The organism is Achromobacter sp. RW408, from assembly GCF_003184165.1.
GTDB classification, from domain to species: domain Bacteria; phylum Pseudomonadota; class Gammaproteobacteria; order Burkholderiales; family Burkholderiaceae_B; genus Achromobacter; species Achromobacter xylosoxidans.
Genome location: NZ_QHHO01000022.1, coordinates 307223 through 328990 on the forward strand (window position 1 = coordinate 307223; position 21768 = coordinate 328990).

24 protein-coding genes and 1 pseudogene are annotated in these 21768 nt (G+C 68.4%); 10 read left to right on the forward strand and 15 right to left on the reverse strand.

The features are described from left to right. The first annotated feature begins 85 nt into the window (after positions 1-85). The 4 genes from DK459_RS03665 (at position 86) to DK459_RS03680 (ending at position 3092) form a co-directional block, all read left to right on the forward strand. Complete coding sequence (locus DK459_RS03665; protein WP_110134456.1) at positions 86-703, forward strand: TetR/AcrR family transcriptional regulator; 618 nt, start codon at positions 86-88, stop codon at positions 701-703. A 52-nt stretch (positions 704-755) separates the two neighbouring features. Continuing rightward, entirely contained in the window at positions 756-1385 is a 630-nt protein-coding gene (locus DK459_RS03670; RefSeq protein ID WP_006384117.1) for a glutathione S-transferase family protein, read from the forward strand. A 106-nt stretch (positions 1386-1491) separates the two neighbouring features. Continuing rightward, positions 1492-2718, forward strand: coding sequence for a hypothetical protein (locus DK459_RS03675; RefSeq protein ID WP_024068873.1), 1227 nt, complete (start codon positions 1492-1494; stop codon positions 2716-2718). Positions 2719-2786: 68 nt separating this feature from the next. Then, positions 2787-3092: a hypothetical protein gene (locus DK459_RS03680; protein ID WP_020927687.1), complete on the forward strand. Its 306-nt coding sequence runs from the start codon at positions 2787-2789 to the stop codon at positions 3090-3092. 30 nt (positions 3093-3122) lie between these two features. Here DK459_RS03680 and arsH read toward each other — a convergent pair whose 3' ends face one another. The 5 genes from arsH to DK459_RS03705 are packed head-to-tail and all read right to left on the reverse strand — an operon-like array spanning position 3123 to position 7079. After that, positions 3123-3887 carry an arsenical resistance protein ArsH gene (gene arsH / locus DK459_RS03685; protein WP_233256750.1) on the reverse strand — a complete coding sequence of 255 codons (765 nt, stop codon included), beginning with the start codon at positions 3885-3887 and terminating at the stop codon, positions 3123-3125. Positions 3888-3918: 31 nt separating this feature from the next. Then, positions 3919-5118 carry an MFS transporter gene (locus DK459_RS03690; RefSeq protein WP_110134458.1) on the reverse strand — a complete coding sequence of 400 codons (1200 nt, stop codon included), beginning with the start codon at positions 5116-5118 and terminating at the stop codon, positions 3919-3921. Positions 5119-5121: 3 nt separating this feature from the next. Then, the gene (gene arsB / locus DK459_RS03695; RefSeq protein WP_054470244.1) at positions 5122-6204 is read right to left on the reverse strand and encodes an ACR3 family arsenite efflux transporter; all 1083 of its coding nucleotides are present in this window, start codon (positions 6202-6204) and stop codon (positions 5122-5124) included. A gap of 3 nt (positions 6205-6207) precedes the next feature. Further along, positions 6208-6708, reverse strand: coding sequence for an arsenate reductase ArsC (locus DK459_RS03700; RefSeq protein ID WP_006384123.1), 501 nt, complete (start codon positions 6706-6708; stop codon positions 6208-6210). Positions 6709-6752: 44 nt separating this feature from the next. Further along, positions 6753-7079 (reverse strand): helix-turn-helix transcriptional regulator, encoded by a 327-nt coding sequence (locus tag DK459_RS03705; RefSeq protein ID WP_035181149.1) that lies wholly within the window; start codon positions 7077-7079, stop codon positions 6753-6755. Positions 7080-7238: 159 nt separating this feature from the next. On the opposite strand from DK459_RS03705, the gene DK459_RS03710 reads away from it, so the two are divergent. The 3 genes and pseudogenes from DK459_RS03710 (at position 7239) to DK459_RS03720 (ending at position 9411) form a co-directional block, all read left to right on the forward strand. Beyond that, positions 7239-7664 carry an Hsp20/alpha crystallin family protein gene (locus tag DK459_RS03710; RefSeq protein ID WP_020927693.1) on the forward strand — a complete coding sequence of 142 codons (426 nt, stop codon included), beginning with the start codon at positions 7239-7241 and terminating at the stop codon, positions 7662-7664. Positions 7665-7758: 94 nt separating this feature from the next. Beyond that, positions 7759-8406 carry a BON domain-containing protein gene (locus DK459_RS03715; RefSeq protein WP_020927694.1) on the forward strand — a complete coding sequence of 216 codons (648 nt, stop codon included), beginning with the start codon at positions 7759-7761 and terminating at the stop codon, positions 8404-8406. Positions 8407-8428: 22 nt separating this feature from the next. Next, positions 8429-9411, forward strand: a pseudogene (locus tag DK459_RS03720) (zinc-binding alcohol dehydrogenase family protein). 84 nt (positions 9412-9495) lie between these two features. On the opposite strand, the gene DK459_RS03725 reads toward DK459_RS03720, so the two are convergent. Further along, positions 9496-10143: a BON domain-containing protein gene (locus DK459_RS03725; RefSeq protein WP_054499022.1), complete on the reverse strand. Its 648-nt coding sequence runs from the start codon at positions 10141-10143 to the stop codon at positions 9496-9498. A gap of 239 nt (positions 10144-10382) precedes the next feature. Between DK459_RS03725 and DK459_RS03730 the strand changes: the two genes are divergently transcribed. Continuing rightward, on the forward strand, positions 10383-11432 hold the full coding sequence (locus DK459_RS03730) for a CHAD domain-containing protein (protein ID WP_020927698.1): 1050 nt from the start codon (positions 10383-10385) through the stop codon (positions 11430-11432). A gap of 11 nt (positions 11433-11443) precedes the next feature. Here DK459_RS03730 and DK459_RS03735 read toward each other — a convergent pair whose 3' ends face one another. Next, entirely contained in the window at positions 11444-13228 is a 1785-nt protein-coding gene (locus DK459_RS03735) for an adenosylcobalamin-dependent ribonucleoside-diphosphate reductase (protein ID WP_051429240.1), read from the reverse strand. Positions 13229-13417: 189 nt separating this feature from the next. Here DK459_RS03735 and DK459_RS03740 point away from each other — a divergent pair, with 189 nt between their 5' ends. Further along, a complete protein-coding gene (locus DK459_RS03740; RefSeq protein ID WP_110134459.1) occupies positions 13418-14050 on the forward strand; it encodes a hypothetical protein in 633 nt (210 codons plus the stop codon). Here DK459_RS03740 and DK459_RS03745 read toward each other — a convergent pair. Further along, positions 14047-15348 carry an NRAMP family divalent metal transporter gene (locus DK459_RS03745; RefSeq protein ID WP_110134460.1) on the reverse strand — a complete coding sequence of 434 codons (1302 nt, stop codon included), beginning with the start codon at positions 15346-15348 and terminating at the stop codon, positions 14047-14049. The two genes, DK459_RS03740 and DK459_RS03745, sit on opposite strands and share 4 nt — an antisense overlap. Positions 15349-15392: 44 nt before the next feature. Further along, on the reverse strand, positions 15393-15851 hold the full coding sequence (locus DK459_RS03750; protein ID WP_020927702.1) for a universal stress protein: 459 nt from the start codon (positions 15849-15851) through the stop codon (positions 15393-15395). A gap of 204 nt (positions 15852-16055) precedes the next feature. Here DK459_RS03750 and DK459_RS03755 point away from each other — a divergent pair, with 204 nt between their 5' ends. After that, on the forward strand, positions 16056-17288 hold the full coding sequence (locus tag DK459_RS03755; protein ID WP_026385030.1) for an MgtC/SapB family protein: 1233 nt from the start codon (positions 16056-16058) through the stop codon (positions 17286-17288). On the opposite strand, the gene DK459_RS03760 is transcribed toward DK459_RS03755, so the two are convergent. From DK459_RS03760 to DK459_RS03785, 6 genes are all read right to left on the reverse strand, one after another. Then, positions 17273-17692, reverse strand: a complete 420-nt coding sequence (locus DK459_RS03760) for a hypothetical protein (protein WP_026385031.1) — start codon at positions 17690-17692, stop codon at positions 17273-17275. The genes DK459_RS03755 and DK459_RS03760 overlap by 16 nt on opposite strands. Before the next feature lie 119 nt (positions 17693-17811). Then, complete coding sequence (locus DK459_RS03765; RefSeq protein WP_233256751.1) at positions 17812-18462, reverse strand: helix-turn-helix domain-containing protein; 651 nt, start codon at positions 18460-18462, stop codon at positions 17812-17814. Positions 18463-18729: 267 nt separating this feature from the next. Further along, positions 18730-19383 (reverse strand): response regulator transcription factor, encoded by a 654-nt coding sequence (locus DK459_RS03770; protein WP_020927706.1) that lies wholly within the window; start codon positions 19381-19383, stop codon positions 18730-18732. Continuing rightward, on the reverse strand, positions 19380-20468 hold the full coding sequence (locus DK459_RS03775) for a PAS domain-containing sensor histidine kinase (protein ID WP_020927707.1): 1089 nt from the start codon (positions 20466-20468) through the stop codon (positions 19380-19382). The genes DK459_RS03770 and DK459_RS03775 overlap by 4 nt, the downstream gene beginning before the upstream one ends. A 149-nt stretch (positions 20469-20617) precedes the next feature. Next, complete coding sequence (locus DK459_RS03780) at positions 20618-21139, reverse strand: flavodoxin family protein (protein WP_020927708.1); 522 nt, start codon at positions 21137-21139, stop codon at positions 20618-20620. Beyond that, a complete protein-coding gene (locus DK459_RS03785) occupies positions 21136-21603 on the reverse strand; it encodes a CBS domain-containing protein (RefSeq protein ID WP_233256752.1) in 468 nt (155 codons plus the stop codon). The genes DK459_RS03780 and DK459_RS03785 overlap by 4 nt, the downstream gene beginning before the upstream one ends. Between the last annotated feature and the right edge of the window lie 165 nt (positions 21604-21768).

Consider the following 21768-nt stretch of genomic DNA (forward strand, 5'->3'; position numbering starts at 1 on the left):
TATACCGAGCAGTGTAATTTCCTTTTTTATGAAAGTACACCGCTGAGTGTAAAATTTTCGCTATCCCTCTATCAGGACATTTCCCATGGCAGAAGTACCGCAGCGGCTCACCGACAGAAAGCGCGAAGCCATCCTCCGCGCCGCGGTGGAGGAGTTCCGCACGGCGGGCTACGAGGCCACCAGCATGGACCGCATCGCCGCCGCGGCCGGCGTGTCCAAACGCACGGTCTACAACCATTTCCCCAGCAAGGACGAACTGTTCGGGCTGATGCTGGAACAGCTGTGGAACCGCAGCATTGCCAACGCCACCGTCGTGTATCGCGCCGACCAGCCGCTGGCCGCGCAGTTGCGCCAGTTGCTGATGGAGAAGCTGGAACTGTTGGGCGATCCGAATTTCATCGATCTGGCGCGCGTCGCCATGGCGGAGATCATCCACACGCCGGAACGGGCCCAGGCCATCGTCTGCCGCATGGGCGCGAAGGAGGGCGGCGAGATCGCCTGGATCCGTGCCGCCATCGCCGACGGCCGACTGGCCAAGGTCGACCCGGAGTTCGCCGGCCATCAGTTGCAGGGGCTGGTCAAGAGTTTCGCCTTCTGGCCGCAGGTCACGCTGGGACAGCCACCCCTGGGACCGGCCGAGCGCGACCGCGTGGTGGATTCGGCGGTGGCGATGTTCCTGGGGTGCTACGGCCGCGGCGAGTGAAGTATCGTGTTCCGCAAGTGGCAACCATATCGACACCCCGCAGGAGCAACCCATGCAGATCTACTGGATCCAGGCGCAGGCGCCGCGGCGCGTCCTCGCGCTCGTCAAGCACCTGGGCATCGAGGCCGAATTCATCGAAATGGACCTGATGGCGGGCGCGCTGCGGCGGCCGGAGTACGCCGCCATCAATCCCAACATGAAGGTGCCCACCCTGGTCGACGGCGATTACCATCTGTGGGAGTCGTCCGCGATCATGGCGTACCTGTGCGTCAAGGCCGGCTCGGACATGTGGCCCGCCGATACGCGGGAACAGATCGAGGTGCTGCGCTGGCTGTCATGGAACGACTGTCATTGGGCCCCGGCGGTCGCTCCGTATTATTTCGAGCACATCGTCAAATCGACCTTTGGCATCGGCCCGCCGGACGCCGGCGAACTGGCCGGCAAGGAAAAAGCCTTCGACCGCTATGCCGCGGTCCTCGATACCCATCTGCGCGACCGCGAACAGGTCGCCTGTGGCCGGCTGACCATCGCCGACTTCCAGCTGGCGTCGATGGCGGCGTACTGGAAGGCCGCCGGCATGCCGATGGCGCCGTATCCGCGCATCGTGGCCTGGCTCGACGGCCTGATGCGCCTGCCGGCGTGGGCCGATCCCTGGCCGGACGGACGCGCCGACCCCGCCTGATCGCGCCTGGACCCTCGTCTCTGTTATCGTGGGCGCGGCCGGACCGCCGTGTCCGCCGCGCAAGACCCCGCCGCCCGCATCGGGCATCCGACGAGGCCTTATCGATTTGAAGACCAAGAACTATCTGTTTGGCATCATCGTGTCGCTGCTGCTGGCAACGCTCCTGGCATTCCTGGGGCTGGTGGCCGTCTCCAGCGACAACCTCGGCTGGGGCATGGCGGCGCTGTTGTCATATGGCGTCCTGTTCGGCGGACCGCTGGCCATCGTGCTGGTGCTGACCTGGATCGTGTACCTGGTGCGGGATCGCGGCCAGGTGCCCGCTAGGGTGCACGGACTGTTGTTCCTGCCATCTTTGGTGGCGTTGATGATCGTGCCGATCGACGACCAGATCCGGCGGGCCGGCGCCGACCGCTTCCGCGGCGCCAACCCGGCGATCACCGAGAACCACGTCAACTTCAGCGGACGCACGCTCTGGCTGGACTATCGCGCCGGATCCTCGACCGACGGCGGCGGCCAGCCCTATATGGAACCCGCTTCGGCGACAAACGACCGCTTCTCGCGTTTTCGCCGCTATCCCGGTCCGGACCTGGTTGCCGCCGGCACGTTTCCGTACGCTGGCGCACACCTGAAGCCGGGCGTCGAGCGCTATGCGTATTCCTCGCAGGACGGCCAGGCCGGCGATTCCCTGCCGCTGCGACGCCTGCCCGCGCCCGACCTGGGCAAGCTGCTGCCGGCATTCGCCTACGGCGAAGCGGCGCTGCTGGTCTATCAATACTTCCATTACCCCGATCGCGTCGAGGTGGCGCCCAGCCTCGGCCGCTTTGCCGCCAGCACCGAGGACGCCATGACCGCGGCCCGCGTTGCCGGGCTGGCCATCGTCAGCCTGGACAACCACAGCCCGCACGCCATCGCCCGCCTGGAGATCAACGGCCAGACGCTGGATCTGGGCGGCGATCCCGCGCGCAGCCAGGCTGGCCAGCCTTGCGATCCGGCGCGCGGCGGCAGCCCCGCGATGCTGGACCTGGAACAGCCGCTGCGCGTGCGCTGGCAGACGCTGCAGGATCCGTCGCGCTGGCAGGAGGCGAGGGTGGTGGTGCCCGCCTTCAGCGCCGCGAGCCAGGCCGATCCCGACAAGGGCCTGCCACGCGTGCGGCTGTATTTCCTGCCCGACGGGTCGGTGGCTGCGGAACGGTTCCGCGAAATGCGCCTGCGCGGGGGGGACCTGGCCGTGCGCGCCACGGGCGTGCCGCCGCAGGCGCGAGCGGTCGTGGCCTGCGGCGCCGGCGCCTATTCCGGCTACAACCCGCAGACGGTGCGGCTGCTGGGAAATTGAGCCGGGAACGTTTGCATGAATGCCACAACCGGGGCCGATGGCGCCCCGGGAAAAGCAAAGGGGGTTCCTTGTTTCTGTACTACCGGATCAGTTTCGTGGCGAGCCTGCTGGCGCTGGCGGTCTGGGCAATCACCGTCGCCGTCTACGAAGCGCCGCGCCACGGCGACGGCTACGGTCCCGATCCGCTCGGGGTGCTGCTTTACCTGTCGCTGTGGCCGGTCGGGCTGCTGCTGGCGCATTCCGGCTTGCTCGCCTGCCTGGTGCGCGCGAGGCAACCGGCATCGATCCTGCAAGGGCGGCAGGGGATTGCCATCCACCTGGCGCTGGGAGCGGGTTTTCTGGCGTATGCGCTGTACAAGTTCCACCCGGGCTGAATGCCGCGAAGGGGGGACGCCAGGGGTCGTCTAGATGGAGGCTTGCCGCATCCGGTGCGACAGCGCCGCGGCGGTTTCCTTGCGTTCGCTGTAGCGGTCCACGAGGTAGGGCGCGACGTCACGCGTGAGCAAGGTGAATTTCATCAGTTCTTCGACGACGTCAACGATGCGGTCATAGTAGGGCGAGGGCTTCATCCGCCCAGCATCGTTGAACTCCTGGTAGGCCTTGGCGACCGAGGATTGGTTGGGTATCGTCAGCATCCGCATCCAGCGGCCCAGCACCCGCATCTGGTTCACGGCATTGAACGACTGCGAGCCGCCGGACACCTGCATGACGGCCAGTGTCTTGCCCTGGGTCGGGCGCACCGCGCCCACCGACAGCGGAATCCAGTCGATCTGCGTCTTCATCAGGCCGGTCATGGCGCCGTGGCGCTCCGGCGAACTCCACACCATGCCTTCCGACCACTGGACCAGCTCGTGAAGCTCGCGGACTTTGGGGTGATCATCGCTGGCGTCGTCGACCAGCGGCAGCCCGGACGGGTTGAAAATGCGGGTTTCGCCTCCCAGCGCTTGAAGCAGCCGCGCGGATTCCTCGGCGGCCAGGCGGCTGTAGGAACGCTCGCGCAACGAGCCATACAGCAGCAGGAAGCGCGGCGCGTGCGTGGCGCGCCGGGGAGAGAACAATTCCCCGGGGGACGGCCGGTTGAACCGGGATGGATCGATGTTGGGCAGGTCGGCGAACGCTGCCGGCGTAATGCCTTCCATGTGGTTGTGATGAATGGGAGTGGAACTCATGCAATGCCTCTCTTGACGCAAGACGGGAATTTCAATGTGTGTGGGTCGGGCCGCGCAGCAGCATCAGCGCGCCACAGGCAGCCAGGCCGATGGCGCCGGACAGCCACAAAGCGTTGGCCCCCCAGGCGTCCAGCGCCAGCCCGAAAAGCAGCGGGGCAAGCGCCTGGGCGATGCGGGCCGGCAGCATCAGCCAGCCCTGGCGCGCGCCATAGCCCTGGGCGCCAAACAGCACCAGCGGCAAGGTGCCCTTCGCGATGGTGAGGATGCCGTTGCCCGCCCCATGCAGGATCGCGAAAAGGGGGGCCGCCACCGGCCCCGCCATCAACAGCACGGTCACGCCGGCGGGGTGTGCCAGCGCGGCCAGGCGCGCCGACAGCAATGGGTGGACGCGCCGCAGGAACCCGAACTCCAGCACGCGGCCGGCCACCTGCGCGGGACCGACGAGGGCGCCCACGGCGACCGCGGCGGCGAGCGTGGCGCCGGCAGCCTCCAGCATCCGCGGCAAATGCGTGGCCATCGCGGTGCTGATGAACCAGGTTGCGGCGAACACGAAGGCGAGCAGGGCGGTCGCGTATCCAGCCCCCCCGGCCGCGGCAACGGGGGAAGGGGATGCCGACGCAATCGCCTGCGCGGGGTCCGCGGCGGCAGTCCGTTCGGGCTGCGCCGGGGACGGCAGCGTGGGCAGCCAGGCGTTCAGCGGCAAGCCGATCAGCAAATGTATGCCGGCCCACCCGAGGCACGCGTTGCGCCACCCGAACCGAGCTTCCATCCAGGCCGACAGCGGCCAGCCGACGGTGCTGGCAAATCCGGCGAGCAGCGTAATGCCCGTGATCGCGCCGCGGGCGTGCTGTCCATACAGGCGAACCAGGCTGGAGAACGCCGCCTCGTACAGGCCGGCGCCCATCGCTGCGCCAATGACGAGCCAGGCGATGACCATCGTCCAAAGACCCTGGGCAAAACCCAGCATGCCCAATCCGAGCGCGAATACCAGGCTGGTGCCGGCCAGCACCACGCGGCCACCGTGGCGGTCGATCGCCAGCCCCGCCCACGGGCCGACCAGGGCCGACACCACCATCGCGCCGGAAAAGGCCGCGAAGACGGTAGGCGTCGCAACGCCCAGATCAGCCGCCATCGGCGCCGCCAGCATGGCAGGCAGATAGTAGGAGGAGGCCCAGGCCAGCGTCTGGGCGGTGCCCAGGGCGCCGACGACCCGGACGGGGGCGCCCGTCACCGGTCAGCTCCGCTTGGCGCCCGCGTCATACCAGTCCCTGGACTGGTTCACCACCCGTACGACCAGCAACATCAACGGCACCTCGATCAGCACGCCCACCACGGTCGCCAGCGCGGCGCCGGACTGGAATCCGAACAGGCTGATCGCGGCGGCGACGGCGAGCTCGAAGAAGTTGGAGGCTCCGATCAGCGCCGACGGGCAGGCAATGTCGTGCTTTTCGCCCAGGCGACGATTGAGCCAGTACGCCAGCCCCGAATTGAACAGCACCTGGATCAGGATCGGCACCGCCAGCATGGCGATCACCAGCGGCTGCCCGATGATCGCTTCGCCCTGGAACGCAAACAGCAGCACCAGCGTCAGGAGCAGGGCGGCCATCGAGAACGGTCCGATCCGGGCCAGGGCCGCCTCGAACGCCTGCTGCCCGCGACGCAGCAACGCGCGGCGCCAGAGCTGGGCGATGATGACCGGGATGACGATGTACAGCCCGACCGACACAAGCAGGGTGTCCCAGGGTACGGAGATGGCCGACAGGCCGAGCAGCAATCCCACGATGGGCGCGAATGCGAACACCATGATCGTGTCGTTCAGCGCGACCTGCGATAGCGTGAATACCGGATCGCCGCCCGTCAGCCGGCTCCAGACGAACACCATCGCGGTACACGGCGCGGCGGCGAGCAGGATCAGGCCCGCGATGTAGCTATCCAGCTGGTCGGCCGGCAGCCAGGGGGAAAAGACCTGGCGGATGAACAGCCATCCCAGGAATGCCATCGAGAACGGCTTGACCGCCCAATTGATGAACAGCGTCACGCCGATGCCGCGCCAATGCTGCCGGACCTGGCCGAGCGCGCCGAAATCGACTTTGAGCAGCATCGGGATGATCATTACCCAGATCAGCAGGCCGACGGGAAGATTGACCTGCGCGACTTCGAGATGCCCGATCGCCTGGAACAAGGCCGGCATGAGCTGGCCAAGGACCACGCCCAGGACGATACAGAGAAACACCCAGAGCGTCAGGTAACGCTCGAAGAGGCTCATCCCGCCCCGCGTCCGCGGGGCGCTCGCGGCTGCCTGTGCATTGGATGACATGACTTACTCCCGGGCCTTGCCGATACCACGCAATTCGGCCTGGAGCGACATCGCGTCCAGGCGTTCCATGGGCAGGGAAAGGAACAGCTCGATGCGGCGCTTGAGTACGCGCGCGGCATCCTGGAACGCCTTGCGGCGCGCTTGCTCGGTTCCTTCGTGGGCCGCGGGGTCGGGAACGCCCCAATGCGCCGTCATGGGCTGACCTGGCCAGATCGGGCAGACCTCGCCGGCGGCGTTGTCGCAGACAGTGATGATGAAGTCCATCCGTGGCGCCTCGGGCGCCGCGAACTCGTCCCAACTCTTGCTGCGATAGCCGTCGGTCGGCAGCGAAAAGGAGCTCAGCGTGGAGAGCGCCAGCGGGTGAACTTCGCCCTTGGGCGTACTGCCAGCGGAATAGGCCTGGAAGCGGTCGCCACCCAGCCCGTTGAGCAGGCCTTCGGCCAGGATGGAGCGCGCGGAATTGCCCGTGCAGAGAAACAGTACCTTGAAAGGAGAACGTGACATGCAAATTCCTGGCGGCAACGAGTGGAGGATCGGATATTCGGGGATCAGCAGGTTGTGCAACCGCTGGAGTCGGAGATCTCGCAGGGAGCCCCTTGGCAGCAGTGTTCGGTGAGATAGCCGAGCAGCCCGTTCATCCGCGAGAAGTCGGCCCGGTAGATCAGATTGCGGCCTTGCTGCTCGATGGTGACCAGGCCGGCATGGGACAGCTCTTTCAGATGGAAGGACAAGGTATTGCGGGCGACGTCCAGCTGGTCGGCCAGCACGCTGGGCGTGAGGCCGCCGAGGCCAGCCACCACGAGCGCGCGAAAAACGCGAAGCCGCTGGGTGTGGGCCAGGGCGCCAAGGGCGAGAACGGTTTGATCTTCATTCATGGCGGGATAATACAATGATTCGAGAATCATTGAATAAAAATCGTGGTGACGGAAAAAGGCGAGGGCGCGATTCCGGCTTGACAAAGGTCAATGGCCCCCGCCGGCCACGGCTCAAGATGGCGGGACAGGTGTGTCCACACCGTTATCGAAGGAGCCATCATGTCTCGTCTCACCCCCTACAGTGCCGTCTCCGCCGACCCGTTCGCGGACGTCTTCCAGGCTTTCCTGCGGCCGATGCGGCAACGCGCCGACGGCGAATCACCGCGCATGGACCTCGACGTCACCGAGGATGGCGACAAGTATGTCCTGAAAGCCGAATTGCCCGGCGTCGACAAGAAGGACATCTCGGTGCAGATCGACGGCGCCACCGTCATGATTTCCGCCAACAAGGAGCAGCACAGCGAAGTCAAGGAAGAGGGCAAGGTCCTGCGCAGGGAGCGCTACTGGGGCCAGATCGAACGTTCGATCACCCTGGCAAGCCCGATCGATTCGTCCGCCGCCAAGGCGGCCTGCGAAAACGGCGTGCTGGTGCTGACGCTGCCGAAAATGGCGGGCAGCCAAGGCAAGACGCTGCGGATTGAATAGCGCCACGCACCGAGCTGCAACGGGCAAGGGGCGCGAAGCGCCCTGGCGATGCACACCGGCCGGATCCGGCCGGTCACGAGACCAGGAGAACATCATGAGTGACGAAGGACTGCGGGAGCGGGTGCTGCAGGCGCTGGCGTTCGAACCCAGCATCGACGACCTGCATATCGGCGTGGCGGTGGAGAACGGCGTGGTGACGCTCAGTGGCCACGTCGGCAGTTACGCGCAGAAACTGGCCGCCGAACATACGGTGCGGCATGTAAAGGGCGTGCGCGGCATCGCCCAGGAAATCCAGGTGCGCACCGCGGCGGCCAAACAGCTGGCGGACGACCAGATCGCCGCGCGCGCGCTGAGCATCATTGCCTGGGACGCCACCGTGCCCGATGGCAAGGTGCAGGTCACCGTGCAAAAGGGCTGGGTCACCCTGAGCGGCAGCGTCGACTGGTTCTACCAGCGTGACGCCGCCGAACGCGCAGTGCGCAAGCTTTCGGGCGTGATCGGCATTTCGAACACGATCGAAGTCGTGCCCAGCGTGCGCGCCGGCGACATCAAGCGGCGCATCGAAGACGCCTTGCTGCGCAGCGCCCAGCTGGAAGCCAACCGGGTCCAGGTCAGTGTGCAGGACAACAAGGTGACCCTGAACGGCTGCGTCAACAGCTGGAGCGAGCGGGGCGCGGCTGAACGCGCCGCCTGGTCGGCCCCGGGCGTGGTCGAGGTGGCCGACAGGCTGGTGGTGGGCTGACCCCGTCGCGGCGCGCCCAGCCATGCGAGTCATGTCGCAACGGACGCGGGGCGCGGCGCTGGCACTGGAGCGGCGGCCCACGCCGCGGCCGGCCGCGGGCCAGGTACGGCTCGGGTCGAGGCGTGCGCCGTCTGCCGCACGGACCTGCATGTCGTGGACGGCGACCTGCCAGGCTTGCGCTATCCCGTCACGCCCGGCCACGAAGTGGTCGGGGTGGTCGAGGAGACCGGCGCGGGCGTTGATCCCGGCCTATTGGGCAGGCGGATGGGCGCCGCCTGGCTGGCGTGGACCTGCGGACGCTGCGCATTCTGCCTTTGCGGCCGCGAAAACCTGTGCGACGCGGCCGCTTTCACCGGCTACACACCGGACGGCGGCTTTGCCTCGCACATGCTGGCCGAGGCCGCCTATCTTTACCCGCTGCCGCAGGATGGCGCGGCCGAGTCGATGGCGGCGTGGATGTGCGCCGGCCTGATCGGCTGGCGTGCCCTGCGCGCGGCCGGCGAAGCGACGCGTCTGGGCCTGTACGGCTTTGGCTCGGCGGGCCAGGTGCTGGCCCGGGTCTGCGCGTGGCAGCGCCGCCGTGTCCATGCTTTCACCCGGCCCGGTGATACGGCGGCCTAGCAGCATGCACGGGCGCTAGGCGCGGTGTGGGCCGGTGACAGTGGGCAGGCGCCGCCCGAGCCGCTGGACGCGGCCATCATCTTCGCGCCCCTTGGCGAATTGGTGCCGATGGCCTTGCAAGCGGTGCGCAAAGGCGGCTGCGTGGTCTGCGGCGGGATCCACATGACGGATATTCCCGCATTTCCCTACCGGCTGCTGTGGGGCGAGCGCAAGCTGGTGTCGGTGGCGAACCTGACGCGCGCGGATGGCCGGGAGTTCCTGGCACTCGCCTCGGCGGCGGGCGTACATTGCGACATCCACACTTATCCGCTCGAACATGCCAATGCGGCCCTGGAAGACTTGCGCCAAGGGCGGTTGCAAGCCACCGCGGTGCTGATTCCCTGACGTCCGCCACGGCCATAGCGGCGGCCCGGCGAGCGTGCCGCGCCGCCCCGCATGGACCGCGCGGCAAGGCCGTGCCGGCGACGGTCAGCGGATCTCCAGGCGGTCATCCACGCCCGCCACGCTGGGGGTGCTCCAGGCGGCCAGTTCGGCGGTGTGCCGGTCCGCCCAACTCCTGACCTTGCCGGTCAGCGTCACCTTGCGGTCGTGCACCGATACCTGGATGTCATTGGCCTCCAGCTCCGCGCTGCGCTTGAGCGCATTCTGGATACGTTCCTTGATATCGCCCACCGGCACTCCCGCTTCCAGGGTGATCAGGTTCGCAACGCCCTTGACCCCGGACAGCCGCCGGACCGCGCTTTCGGCGGCCGCGCGCTGATAGTGCCAGGCGACCTGGCCAGTCAGGGTGACCCAGCCCTGCTGGACTTTCACCTGGACTTTGCCGTCCGGCACCGAGCCGCTCCAGCCAATGCTGCTGATCGCGCGCCGGGCCAGTTCGTCATCCGAGTTTTGCTGCTGCAGGGCGGTGCGCACTTCGAGGTCCTGGGCAATGCCTTTGACGCCTTTGAGATGCGAAACGATCCGTTCGGCGTCGTACTTTTCGCTGTAGGTCCCGACGTGGCCGGTCAGCGTGACGACGCCGCCGGACGCGGCGACCCCGATGCCGGAGGCGTCGATGCGCGGATCGAATTCCAGGGCATCCAGGACATTGCGGCGTAGTTCTTCGTCTTTCATGTTGAATCTCCAATGGCAACTGAGGAAGAAGGGAGCGGCGGCTGTGCGGGCACGGCCCACAGGGAACCAGGCGCTCCGCAGGTCTAGTCTCGCGCCTCGGGCAGGGCGCATATTGAGTCTGGTCAAGCCAAGAATTGGGGCCGTGCCGCTCCTTGGGGCCGCGCAAGCTTGACCAACGTCAATAAGCCCCGGGCGCGGGCGAGTACCGTGGGATTGACCCAATCACGAGGAGCGCGGTCATGACGCGATCAACCAAGCCCACCGCGGCCAACGGCGGCAGCGCGCGGGAAGCCGCCGGCGCCAAGCCGGCGCCGCGGGCCAGGCCCAGTGGCAATGGCACCGCCGCGCCATCTCCCTTGCAGGACGGGCTGCACGCCGTTGCCGCGACCTGGTTCGGCGAGATCCACGGGCGCGTGCGGCGCTTGAGGGAAGGCGATGCAGCGGTGGGGCAGGCCGCGCCCGACCTCATCCATGACCTGCGGATCTACGTGCGCCGTTTGTGCGCCTTGTCCGACTTGTTGCCGCGTCCGGCCGACCGGCAGCCGTTGCGGCGCGCGCTGCGCCGCGAGGTCGCCTGGGCCATGCAGCCCCTGTCGCGCGCGCGTGATTGGGATGTGTTCATGGCCGACGTCCTGCCGCGGATGTGCGAGGCCGAGCCGGATATCGACCGTGAGGTTTCGCTGCGGCGGGCGCAGGCGCGTTCGGACGTGGCGCACGCCGAGATGTATGCAAGCCTGCGCAGCGAGCGCTTCGACGGCATGGTGCGCCTGCTGCGCGAGCGCAGCGACGAAATGCACGCGGCCCTGGCCGAGCGCAAACCCAAGGCGCTGTACCGCGCCATGCGCCGTCGGCTCGGCCGCTGGGACGCGACGCTGCGCGGCTGCCTGGAGGCCGAGGGGCAGGGCGCCCGGCGCGAGCATCAGACCCGTATCGAGGCCAAACGCCTGCGATATGCCAGCGAAGCGCTATTGCAGCTGTGCCCCTCGCGCCGGCTCGAACGCTATGCCAAGGGGCTGGCCGACCTGCAGGCGGCGCTGGGCGGCACACAAGACCTGCGCACCGCGGCGCGGCTGGCCCCGGATACCTGCGTCAGCCTGGCCACCGGCAAACTGGCGCGCCAAGGCCTGGATGACGCCTGTCGAGGCCTGCGGCGTCTGGCCCAGGCCGAGGCGCGCAAGGCCGGCAGGCGCTTCCTGCGATCGCCGTCATTCTGGACGGCGCGCAAGCAGGGGCGCGTGGCGCGGCGCCTGGCGGAGGGCGCGCCCGCGAGACCGCCGGCGGCCGCGTAGCGCGCCGCCCCTCAGCCCGCCGCGCGGGCGGCCGCGCACGCGCCAGCCAGGTCCGGGGCCGGTTCCAGCACCGCTGCCATGGCCGGATCCGGCCGGAACACGGTCAGGCCTTTCACGCCTTGGCGCCAGGCCTGCAGGAACAGGGCGCCGACGTCGGCTGGCGTGCTGGCAGGCGGTAACGGTACGGTCTTGGAAATCGCCGCATCGACCCAGGATTGCAAGGCCGCCTGCATGGCCAGATGCGCGGTGGCGGGCAGCTCGGCCGCGCGGCGGAAACAGGTCGGCAGGATCGTTGCGTCACCGTGCAGGCGATGCCACAAGCGCCAGGCCGGGTTGGTCGCCAGCACCGAAACCGGCTCGCCCGCGCCCAGGCGCAGCCAGCGTTGGTATTGCCAGGCGTGGACCGCCTCGATCCCCGACGAACAATTGTCGAAGAAGGCGATACTGACGCTGCCGGTAGGCGCGAACGACACCAGATGACTGTTGCGCAGGCCATGTCGAGCGATGGCTGCCCGGACGGCCGGCGGCAGGCCTGGCCGGGCGCGGGCACCCGCGTCCGCGTCCAGGTAGGGAGCCGGCCGGAATGCAGGGAAGGGGCCGCGTTCGCCCGCCAATTCGGCCGATGCCAGATAGGCGTTGTCGCGGATGCAGCGCGCGATGCGCGCCGCGCAGGCCCGCGCGGGCGCCTCGCCATAGTCCAACCCCAGCATCAGCAGGGCGTCGGCCAGGCCCGACAGGCCGACGCCGATGCGACGCTTGGCCCGCGCTTCGGCGGCCTGTTCGGGCAAGGGCCAGTGGGTCAGCTCCAGCACGTTGTCCAGCAGCCGCACCTGGATGCGCACGCGCCGCGCCAGCGCGCTGAAGTCGAAGCCGGCAGGCCCGCCCACGCCGAACGGATGGCGCACGAAGCGCGAGACTTGGATCGGGCCGAGCACGCAGCTGCCATAGGCGGGCAAGGGTTGTTCACCGCAGGGGTTGGTGGCGGCCAGCCATTCGCTGCCTCGCAGCGGGTTCAGGGCGTTGATGGTATCGATGAAAAGCACGCCCGGCTCGGCGTCGCGCCAGGCCGCGGCGGTGATTTGCTCCCATAGCTGCCTCGCCGGCAGGCGCGTGTAGCGCCAGCAGCCGTCGCTGTCGCGGCCTGCCTGCGGCCCTGCCGCGCCAGGCGCCGGCGGGCAGGCGTGGCGCAGATCCCAGGACGCGTCTTGTTCCACCGCCCGCAAGAAGCGATCGCTCAGCGCCACGGAAAGGTTGAACGTCGGCCAGCGGCGCCGGCCTGCCTTGGCCCCCAGGAACTCCGGCAGATCGGGGTGGTCGCCCCCCAGCACGGCCATCTGCGCGCCACGGCGGCGCCCGGTTGCGGCGAGCGCCTGGCAGGCCTGGTCGTAGCGGTCGATGACGGCGCAGACTCCGCCCGCGCCGGTTCCCACCGGCGGCACCGGGGTGAAGTCGTAGCCCACGCCGCCCCCCATGCCCAGGGTACGCGCGGCGCGCGCCAACGCGACGTCGACACCGCCCGGCCACCCCAGCGCCGGCTCGGTGGCCGGCTGCACGAAGCAATTCACCATGGTGGCGTCGTCGCCGGCGCCGGCGTTGGCCATGATGCGGCCGGCGCCGATAGCGCCCGCCAGGAAGTTATCGAAGAAGCGCGCGGCGTGGCGGGCGCGGTCGGGCGCGGCCTCGCAGCGCGCCAGGGCTGTCGCTACCCGGCGGTAGGTGTCGAGCCGCGTCGCTTCACCGGGCCGGGCATAGCGGTCGGCGAAGACCAGGTCGGAGATATCCGCGGATGGCGGCATGACGCGCGTCCTCGCAAGGCGGGCGGTGCGTCCCGGATGGCCGCGCCGACAACCCGGTGTAGCATCGCCGCGCCGCCGGCTGGTTGACACTTGTCAACAGCGGGTCGGCGCGCCCGTGCGTCAATCAAGGTGACTCTCGGCCAGGCGGCGCTCCCGCGCCCGCCATGCCGCCCATCACGGGAGCGCGTCATGAAAAAGCCCATCCTCCTGTTGCTGCTCTTTCTCCTGCTGGCCTTGCTGGTGACCAGCGCCGCGCGGGCGCAGCCGGCCCCGGGCCCGCTGGCGGTCCCCCCCGCGATGCTGGACCGGGTCGACCGTGAAGCCGAGGCCACCCTGTCGCGGCTGTACCGGCTCTCGCCCCCCGCGCATGCGCTGGTGGCGCGCGCCTTCGGCGTGCTGGTGGTGCCCGGCCTGCGCGCCGACGGCGGCATCCTGGGCGTGGCCTACGGGCGCGGCGTCCTGATCGAAGCCAGCGGCGAGCGCACCTATTACAACGTCATCGTGGGTCCGGCCGGCGCTATTCTCGGCCTCGATGGCAAGGCCGTCGTGCTGTTTTTTTCCGCCCACGACGCGTTGCGCGCGTTCCTGGCCGGTCCCGGTTGGATCGAGGGTGAGAACGGCACCATCCAGATCCTGGACGAAAGCGCCATGGCGGGGCCGCGCGCGCCCACGGTCGCGCCGATCGCCGGCTTCATCCTGTCGGCGGATCGCCTGTTGCGCGGCTTGTTCCTGTCAGGCAGCCAGTTCATCAAGGTTCCGCTGGTCATGTGCGGGGACGCCCCAGCGGCCTGCGCCGGGGGCGGCAGCGCGGCGCGCCGCTAGACCGTGAGCAGCATGGCGGCGACGACGAACCCCATCGCCACCGTGGCGCACCATCCCGCCAGCCGCAGGCGCGGCCCGATCACATGCGCGCCCATCACGGCGCGCCGCGAGGCCAGCAGCATCATCACGGCCATGATGGGCAGGGCCACCACGCCGTTGAGGACCGCGGCCCAGAACAATTCCTCGACCGGATCGACCGGCGCGAAGCACAGCGCCACGCCGCCGGCCGTCGCGGCGGCGATGACCGCGTAGAACGCGTGGCCTTCGCCCCGCTCCAGCCGGGCATCCAGGCTGGCGGGCAGGCCAGCGGCCTCGGCCACCGCATACGCGGCCGATCCGGCCAGCACCGGCACCGCCAACAGGCCGGTGCCGACGATGCCCAGGCAGAACAACAGGAAGCAGAGGTCGCCGGCCACGGGCCGCAGCGCCTCGGCCGCCTGCGCCGAGGTTTCGATGCGGACGCCGCCGCCGGCGTGCAGCGTGGCGGCGGTGGCCAGAATGATGAAAAAGCCGATCAGATTCGAGAACGTCATGCCGACCAGCGTGTCGGCGCGAATACGCCGCAACTGCCGCCGCACTTCGCCGCGCGCGCGCGGCCGGCCGTCCCGGCCCGATTCCATCTCGAGCGCGGCCTGCCAGAAGAACAGATAGGGGCTGATGGTGGTGCCGAACACCGCCACGATCATCACCAGGGCGTCATGGCCGACCGCCCAGCCAGGCAGAGCCAGTTGCCACGCCAGCTCGCGCCAGTCCAGCTCGACGGTAAAGGCCACAGCGACGTAGGCCAGCAGGGCCAGCGTCAGCCATTTCAGCCAGCGCACATAGGCGTGGTAGCGCATGAACACCTGCAACGCCAGGCACAGCGCGCCGAAGCCGACGGCATAGGCGCCACGCGGGCCGCCCACCACCAGGTGCAGCGCCTGCGCCATTGCGGCAATGTCCGCCGCTAGGTTGAGGATGTTGGCCGTCACCAGCAGCCCGACGACCATCCACAATACGGCTGGCGGGAAGGCGCGCTTGATGTTGGCCGCCAGGCCGCGCCGCGTCACGTAGCCGATCCGCGCGCTCACGAGCTGGATAGCCACCATCAGCGGCAGCGTCAGCGGCATCGTCCACAGCATCGCGTAGCCAAACTGGGCGCCAGCCTGGGAATAGGTGGCGATGCCGCTGGGATCGTCGTCGGCGGCGCCGGTGATCAGGCCGGCCCCCAGCTGCCGTGGACCGTAGGGCGAGGCAGCGGGCGGGCGCGCCCGCGCCTGGCGCCGGCCCGCCGCGGGCCGGTGGCTCTGCGCGCGCATGCCGGATCACCTCGCCCCGCGACGCCAGGCGCGGCGCCCTAGAATCACGTGGATTCCTCTGGCGCGCGCACCAGCAACACCGGCACGGGCGAGGTGCGCAGGACGCCTTCGGCGCTGCTGCCCAGCACCAGCCGGCGCACGCCGCGACGGCCGTGCGTGCCGATCACGATGAGGTCCGCCTTCCACAGTTCGGCTTCGGCGATGATGCGCTGCTGCACGGTCTTGTCCAGGTTCTCATACAGCACGCTGTCGACCGGCACGCCTTGCGCGCGCACGGTGGCGCTGGCCTGTTGCAGAATCTCGGTGCCGTCCTTGCGCAGCAGGTCCAGCAGTTCGCCAGCGGCGTAGCCGTAGGCGTCGATGCCGAGCATGAAGGACATTTCGTCGATCACGTGGATCAGGCGCAGGTGGGCATGCGTCAGCAGGGCCAGGCGGATGGCCTCCTGCAGGCCGCGCTCCGACGTCGGGCTGCCGTCGACGGGTACGAGGATGCGTTGATACATGCGAGTTCTCCGAAATGGGGAATGGGTTTACCGTGGGTTTACGTTAGGAGCGCGCGACAGCGCCGATGTTGACGGGAGTCAACCGGCGTTGAGATCGGTCGCCGGGCCCGGATCGGCCGGATTGCCGATTCCCGTCGGGGCCGTTTTGGCGCAACAATGAGGCTTCGGGCGGCCCCGCCGTCTTCGCCGTATTGACGTGACATCATGGACACGCAGACTCCACTTCCGTTCGCCATCGCGCTCGGCATCGGCTTGCTGATGGGCGTGGAGCGCGAACGGCGCAAGCGCGGCGCATTGGCCAGGCCGGCCGCCGGCGTGCGCACGTTCGCCCTGACGTCATTGCTCGGCGCGGTCTCCATGCACCTGGGCGGCGCGCTGCTGGTAGGGTTGGCCGCGGCCGCGTTGGGGCTGCTGTTGCTGGCGCACGCGCGGACAACCGGGACGGGGCAGGGCATGGCCACCCAGGCCGCCTTGCTGTTGAACCTGCTGCTGGGCGGCCTATGCCTGCGCGACCCGGTGCTGGCGTCGGGCCTGGCCGTGACGGCCGCCATCCTGCTGGCGGCGCGCACGCGCCTACATCGGTTCGTGCGCAAGGTCCTCAGCCGCGAGGAAATGGTCGATGCGCTGATCCTGGCAGCTGCCGCGCTGGTGGTGCTGCCCATGCTGCCCGACACCTACCTCGGGCCGTTCCGGGCCCTGAACCTGCGCACCGTCTGGAAGTTCACGGTGCTGGTGATGGCGGTCAGCGCGGCCGGTCACGTCGCCTTGCGGCTGTTCGGACCGCGCCTGGGACTGCCGCTGGCTGGCTTCGCGTCGGGCTTCATTTCCAGCACGCTGACCATCGGCGCCATGGGACAGCGGGTGGTCGCCGAGCCGTCGCTGATGGGGCCCGCGGTGGCGGGGGCGGTGCTATCCTCGATCTCCACCCTGGTGCTGATGGCGACGGTGCTGCTCGCGATCAGCCCGGCCACATTACAGGCCTTGATGGTGCCCCTGGCCTGCAGCGGTGTCGCGGCGCTGGCCTACGGCGCCATGTTCCTGCTCAGGGCGATGCGCCAGCCGCCGGCGGCCCCGATCGAGCCCGGACGGCCGTTCAAGTTGCAGGCGGCCCTGACGCTGGCGCTGATGGCGGCGGCCGTGCTGGTCGGAACGGCGGCGCTGAATGCGTGGCTTGGCCGGCAGGGGATTGCGTTGGCGGCATTGCTGGGCGGATTTGTCGATACCCACGCGGCGGCGGCGTCGGTGGCAACGCTGGCCGCCGCCGACCGGCTCCTGCCGACACAGACCGTGGTACCGGTGCTGGCCGCGTTATCGGCCAATGCCCTCAGCAAGGCGGTATTCGCGGCCGCCAGCGGCGGGCGCCGTTTCGCCGCGCAGGTGGTGCCGGGGTTGCTGTTGATGATCGCGGCCGCCTGGGCCGGCTATGTGTTGGTCTGAGCGTGGCGATCGGCGCCGGCGGCGTTGCCCTGCGCGAGGAATTGCGCGGCGCCTTCGGCGATCTGCGCCATGCGTTCCTGCCAGGGACTCTGGCTGCTGCGGATGGCGGCGGCGGTCGAGGCGGATGCTTCGCGCCCGATTTTCTCCAGTTCGCGCCAGTAGGCCAGTTCGCGGCCCATCAACTCCATCGCGATTTTCTGCTGCACCGCGAGGATGGCGCCCGCGGTGTCGGCGGCGTCGACCTCGGCACGGGCATTCTGCACGAAGGCCAGCATCTCTTTGTCGGTCTTGAGTTGCAGCGTGCGCAACTGCCGCAGCATGTCGAAATAGCCGGAGGCCGCGGCCAGGAAACTGTTCAGGCCGTACTTGTACAGCCCCGCATGGGGTTCGTATTCGAGTTGCATGGCGGGTTTCTCCAAGAAGGCGGTGCGCGCTCGCGCGCCCTGGAAACACCAGCATAGGGGCGCCGTCGCGTCGGACATTGACCAAACGCAATGACGCTCGCCGGCCGGGCTGGGCCGCGTCAACCGCAACTCATGCGACGCAGCGCGTCGACATCGAGAATCTCCAGGTGGCGCTTGCTCACGTGGAGCAGGCTGGCCGTTTGCAGGCGCGAGAAGACGCGGCACACCGTTTCGATCTTCATGCCGAGGTGGTTGGCAATGTCTTCGCGCGTCATTTTCAGGACGAACTGGCGCGGCGAATAGCCATGCGCGGCCATTTGTTCGGACGTCTCGACCAGGAAGCTGGCGATACGCTCGTCGGTCGTCATGCGGCCCAGGGTCAGCAACAGGCGCTGACAATGGTTGATGTCGTGAGCGATCAGGCGATGGAACTGGCGGCCCGCTTCGGGATTCCGTTCGCAATTGGCCTCCAGTTCGCGATAGGGCAGGGCGCAGGTGACCGAATCTTCCAAAGCGATGGCGTCGCAGGTATGGATGCCGGTTTCGATGGCATCCAGGCCCAGCAGGGAACCGGCCACGGGGAATGCCGTGATCTGTTCCAGTCCCGCGGTATTGGTGACACGGATCTTCATGGAGCCGGCGCGCAGCAAATACAGGTTGTGCAGCGCGTCGCCGGCGCGATAGAGCGCTTCGCCCCGGCGTACGCTACGCCGGCCACGCGCGCTCAGGGCCGGGGAGAGCGCAGCCGCGGGGTGACACAGCTGCGTCACGCTGCATGAGGCGCATTCGCGGGACCGCGGCTGGCAGGCCGGCAGTGGCGTCGACAACGGGAGTGACATGGTATCCATGGTTGCACCTCTTCGCGCAGGCAAACGTTCGTGCCGGCCTCGGGGTTGGCGCGCGACCGACACGCGTATACAGCCAGTATGCGCGGCCGCGAGGCGCGGCGCTATCGGCGCTACGCGTCAGTTTTCATGCGAACTGACCTACGGGTGTAGGAAATTTCCTACGTCATGCGGGCATCGCGTGTCGACGTCTCAGCCGCCGGGGCCGTCCTGGTCGTCGATCAAGCGGTGCTTGAGTGCATAACGGACCAGGTCGGCCTGGTTGCGCAGCCGCATTTTGACCAGAATCCGGCTCTTGTAGGTACTGACCGTCTTGACGCTCAGGAACAGCAGCCGGCCGATGTCGGCGTTGTTCAGGCCGCGGGCGAGGTGGCGGAACACTGCCGATTCCCGATCGGACAGCAGCAGGTGGGGTTGCACGGCACCGTCGCCATGGCGTTCGAAGGCGACGCTTTCGGCCACGAACGGGCTCAGGTAGCGGCCGCCGGCGGCCACCCGGCGCACGGCCTGCTCCAGTTCCGTCGCGGCGCAGTCCTTGGTCAGGTAACCGGCCGCGCCCGCCTTGATCGCCTGGACCGCGTATTGCGGCTCGCCGTGCATGGTCAGCACCAGTATCGGTACGGCGGGGTAGTCGCGCCGGATCCGGCGGATCAGGTCGACACCATCATGGCCCGGCATCGACAGGTCCAGCACCAGCAGGTCCCAAGGCCGTTCTGCCAACAGCCGCAAGGCTTCGGCGCCGTTGCCGGCTTCGCCCTGCACCGAGATGTCGCCCGTGGGTTCGAGCAGGCGGCGCAGGCCTGCGCGCACCAGCGTATGGTCGTCGGCCAGCATGACGGCAATCATGGAGCCTCCCATGGGGGCTGGGTCGGGTGCATCGGCAAGGTGGCTTTCAGGCGGAAACCGCCTTTCCTGCGTGTCGTGATACTGACCTCGCCATTGAGCAGGCGCACCCGTTCGCGAATGCCCTGCAACCCCAGCGAGAAGGGCACCTTGCGGGTCAGGCTCTCCGCCGTCGCGCCCACGCCGTTGTCCTGCACGATGACGCAGCACTGGGTGGCGCTGCAGGACAGCTGAATCTGCACCTGGCTGGCCTGCGCATGCTTGGCGATGTTGGTCAGCGCCTCCTGGACCACGCGGAACAGCGTGGTCGCCACTTGCTTGGCGGGTTCGTCGGGGCCGACGTTGATGCGCGCGTCGGTCTCGATGCCGTAGCGCGAAACGAAGTTCGACACCAGCCACTCCAGGGCCGCGGCCAGCCCCAGATCGTCCAGCATGACCGGCCGCAGGTCTGCGGCGATGCGCCGCAACGACGTGAAGGTCAGCTTGATGAGGTGGCGCATGGCCTCGACCCGGTTATGCAGGTCCTGGTCGTCCGAAGGCAGGCGCGCGGCCAGTTGCGACAATTCCATGGTCAGCGCCGTCAGGCTCTGGCCGAGGTCGTCATGCAGTTCCCGCGCAATGTGTTTTTTCTCCTGTTCGCGAACGTGCAGCAGGGCGTTGGACAGTCGCGTTAATTCGTCGCGCGAGGCCAGCAGGGCCTGATCCACCCGCTGCCTTTCGGTAATGTCGCGCAGGAAGATCGACAGGAACACGCCGGCCTCGCCGCGCGTCTGCGAGATCGAGGCTTCCATGGGGAACTCCTCGCCATTGGCGCGCAGCCCCCATAGCGGCGCGCCCAGTCCCATCTTGCGTTCGGAAATGCCAGTGTGGCGGAAGCGCTCGACGTGCCTGGCATGGACGCCGCGAAAGCGCGCGGGAATCAGGATGTCGAGGCTGGCGCCGATGGCCTGGGCGGCCTGGCGCAGGAAAACGCGCTCCGCCGCCGGGTTGAACATCACGATGCGCTGGCGCTCGTCGACCGTGATGATGGGTTCCGTGGCGGACTGGATGATGTCGAGAAGCGGTGGCGTGATGGCCGGAAGCTCCATGGGCAGACCGGATGTGCGCGTGCCGAACCCGGGACAGGTTTCGAATCATTGCAGCACAGTTCCTGTCCATGCGCCATAGGCCGCACGCACGGGGCCACATGGGTCAGGTGAACACCGTCCCTATTTTTATTCCCAGGCCGGCGCGTCGCTCAATCGACTGCCGGCAGCACTGGATCGTCCCAATCTCCGGCGCCGCCGAACGCCTGCAATTGCGCCTTGAAGCGGCACAGCGAGGCGTCGCTTTCGCCCGCCAGCACGTCGAACTGCTTGAGCAGCAGAATGGACCGCGGCTTGGCGCCGATCACGCTGGCCATATCGTCGACCGCGCGAAAGCCGCCATACCCGGACATGACGCAGATCGCCGAGTAGGCCCGGATCCATTGACGCTCATTGAGCAGGAACGCGCGCATGGGCGCGGCCAGGGCGCGCAGCCAGACCGGCGCAATCAGCACCACGTGGTCATAGGCGTCCAGGGGCGGTCCGTCGTAGCGGAACGCCGGGGTGCGCTTGAGCAGGACGTCCACGATGCAGCGCAGATCGCCGCGCAGGCCGATCCGGGGCACGCCGTCGCGTATCTCATGGACCGGCCAGCGGGTCATGGCGGCCAGGTTCTCGGCGACCGCCCGCGCGGTGCCGCTACGGGAATAGAACACGATGCCGAAGCGGGTCATGGCGCCTCCGTGTGAGGGAAGGGGCCGCGCTCGTCCTGGGCCAGCAGGGCCCGCAGGATATCGCGGCGGCTGACCACGCCGACCAGCTTGCCGTCGCGCGTGACCGGCACGCGTTTGATGGCGTGCTTGAGCAACAGGTCGGCGACCCGCGACAGGGGCGCCGACTCTTCGACCGTGATGACGGGGCTGGTCATGACGCTGGCGGCGGAGCGCTCCCCCAGCTGCAGGTTGTGCAGAAATTCAAGATTCAGGGCTTCTCCCTCGGCTAACAGCGCCAGCCAGTGCTCGAGCTTCTTCTGGTGGGCGCTGTCCTGCCGGCGAACCAGGTCGCCTTCGCTGACCAGACCGATCAGCGTGCCGTCATCGCTCACCACCATGACGGCGCTGATTTCCCGTTCGACCATCGCGCGCATGATGTGGGAGACCGGCGTCCGGGCATTGACACAGTATGGGTTGGAAGTCATGAGTTCGCTCGCGCGCATGCTGTTCTCCAGGGGGAAAGGGGTTACGCTGGCTGGCGCGGTACCTTGTTTCCATCTTGATCCGGCCGATACGCGCGATCTTGATCTAGGTCAAGCCGCCTCTCGTCCGTCATTTCGCCCGCGCTCACGCTGTGCGATGCTGGCAGC

What these genes read in the sequence shown, in the direction of transcription:
- DK459_RS03735 (WP_051429240.1), bottom strand. Translation starts at nt 13,228, where the DNA reads ATGCCGCCATCCGCGGATATCTCCGACCTGGTCTTCGCCGACCGCTAT.
- DK459_RS03715 (WP_020927694.1), top strand. Translation starts at nt 7,759, where the DNA reads ATGAGTGACGAAGGACTGCGGGAGCGGGTGCTGCAGGCGCTGGCGTTC.
- DK459_RS03740 (WP_110134459.1), top strand. Translation starts at nt 13,418, where the DNA reads ATGAAAAAGCCCATCCTCCTGTTGCTGCTCTTTCTCCTGCTGGCCTTG.
- DK459_RS03785 (WP_233256752.1), bottom strand. Translation starts at nt 21,603, where the DNA reads ATGACTTCCAACCCATACTGTGTCAATGCCCGGACGCCGGTCTCCCAC.
- DK459_RS03725 (WP_054499022.1), bottom strand. Translation starts at nt 10,143, where the DNA reads ATGAAAGACGAAGAACTACGCCGCAATGTCCTGGATGCCCTGGAATTC.
- DK459_RS03780 (WP_020927708.1), bottom strand. Translation starts at nt 21,139, where the DNA reads ATGACCCGCTTCGGCATCGTGTTCTATTCCCGTAGCGGCACCGCGCGG.
- DK459_RS03755 (WP_026385030.1), top strand. Translation starts at nt 16,056, where the DNA reads ATGGACACGCAGACTCCACTTCCGTTCGCCATCGCGCTCGGCATCGGC.
- DK459_RS03665 (WP_110134456.1), top strand. Translation starts at nt 86, where the DNA reads ATGGCAGAAGTACCGCAGCGGCTCACCGACAGAAAGCGCGAAGCCATC.
- DK459_RS03770 (WP_020927706.1), bottom strand. Translation starts at nt 19,383, where the DNA reads ATGATTGCCGTCATGCTGGCCGACGACCATACGCTGGTGCGCGCAGGC.
- DK459_RS03710 (WP_020927693.1), top strand. Translation starts at nt 7,239, where the DNA reads ATGTCTCGTCTCACCCCCTACAGTGCCGTCTCCGCCGACCCGTTCGCG.
- DK459_RS03775 (WP_020927707.1), bottom strand. Translation starts at nt 20,468, where the DNA reads ATGGAGCTTCCGGCCATCACGCCACCGCTTCTCGACATCATCCAGTCC.
- DK459_RS03700 (WP_006384123.1), bottom strand. Translation starts at nt 6,708, where the DNA reads ATGTCACGTTCTCCTTTCAAGGTACTGTTTCTCTGCACGGGCAATTCC.
- DK459_RS03705 (WP_035181149.1), bottom strand. Translation starts at nt 7,079, where the DNA reads ATGAATGAAGATCAAACCGTTCTCGCCCTTGGCGCCCTGGCCCACACC.
- DK459_RS03750 (WP_020927702.1), bottom strand. Translation starts at nt 15,851, where the DNA reads ATGTATCAACGCATCCTCGTACCCGTCGACGGCAGCCCGACGTCGGAG.
- DK459_RS03760 (WP_026385031.1), bottom strand. Translation starts at nt 17,692, where the DNA reads ATGCAACTCGAATACGAACCCCATGCGGGGCTGTACAAGTACGGCCTG.
- arsB (WP_054470244.1), bottom strand. Translation starts at nt 6,204, where the DNA reads ATGTCATCCAATGCACAGGCAGCCGCGAGCGCCCCGCGGACGCGGGGC.
- arsH (WP_233256750.1), bottom strand. Translation starts at nt 3,887, where the DNA reads ATGAGTTCCACTCCCATTCATCACAACCACATGGAAGGCATTACGCCG.
- DK459_RS03730 (WP_020927698.1), top strand. Translation starts at nt 10,383, where the DNA reads ATGACGCGATCAACCAAGCCCACCGCGGCCAACGGCGGCAGCGCGCGG.
- DK459_RS03745 (WP_110134460.1), bottom strand. Translation starts at nt 15,348, where the DNA reads ATGCGCGCGCAGAGCCACCGGCCCGCGGCGGGCCGGCGCCAGGCGCGG.
- DK459_RS03670 (WP_006384117.1), top strand. Translation starts at nt 756, where the DNA reads ATGCAGATCTACTGGATCCAGGCGCAGGCGCCGCGGCGCGTCCTCGCG.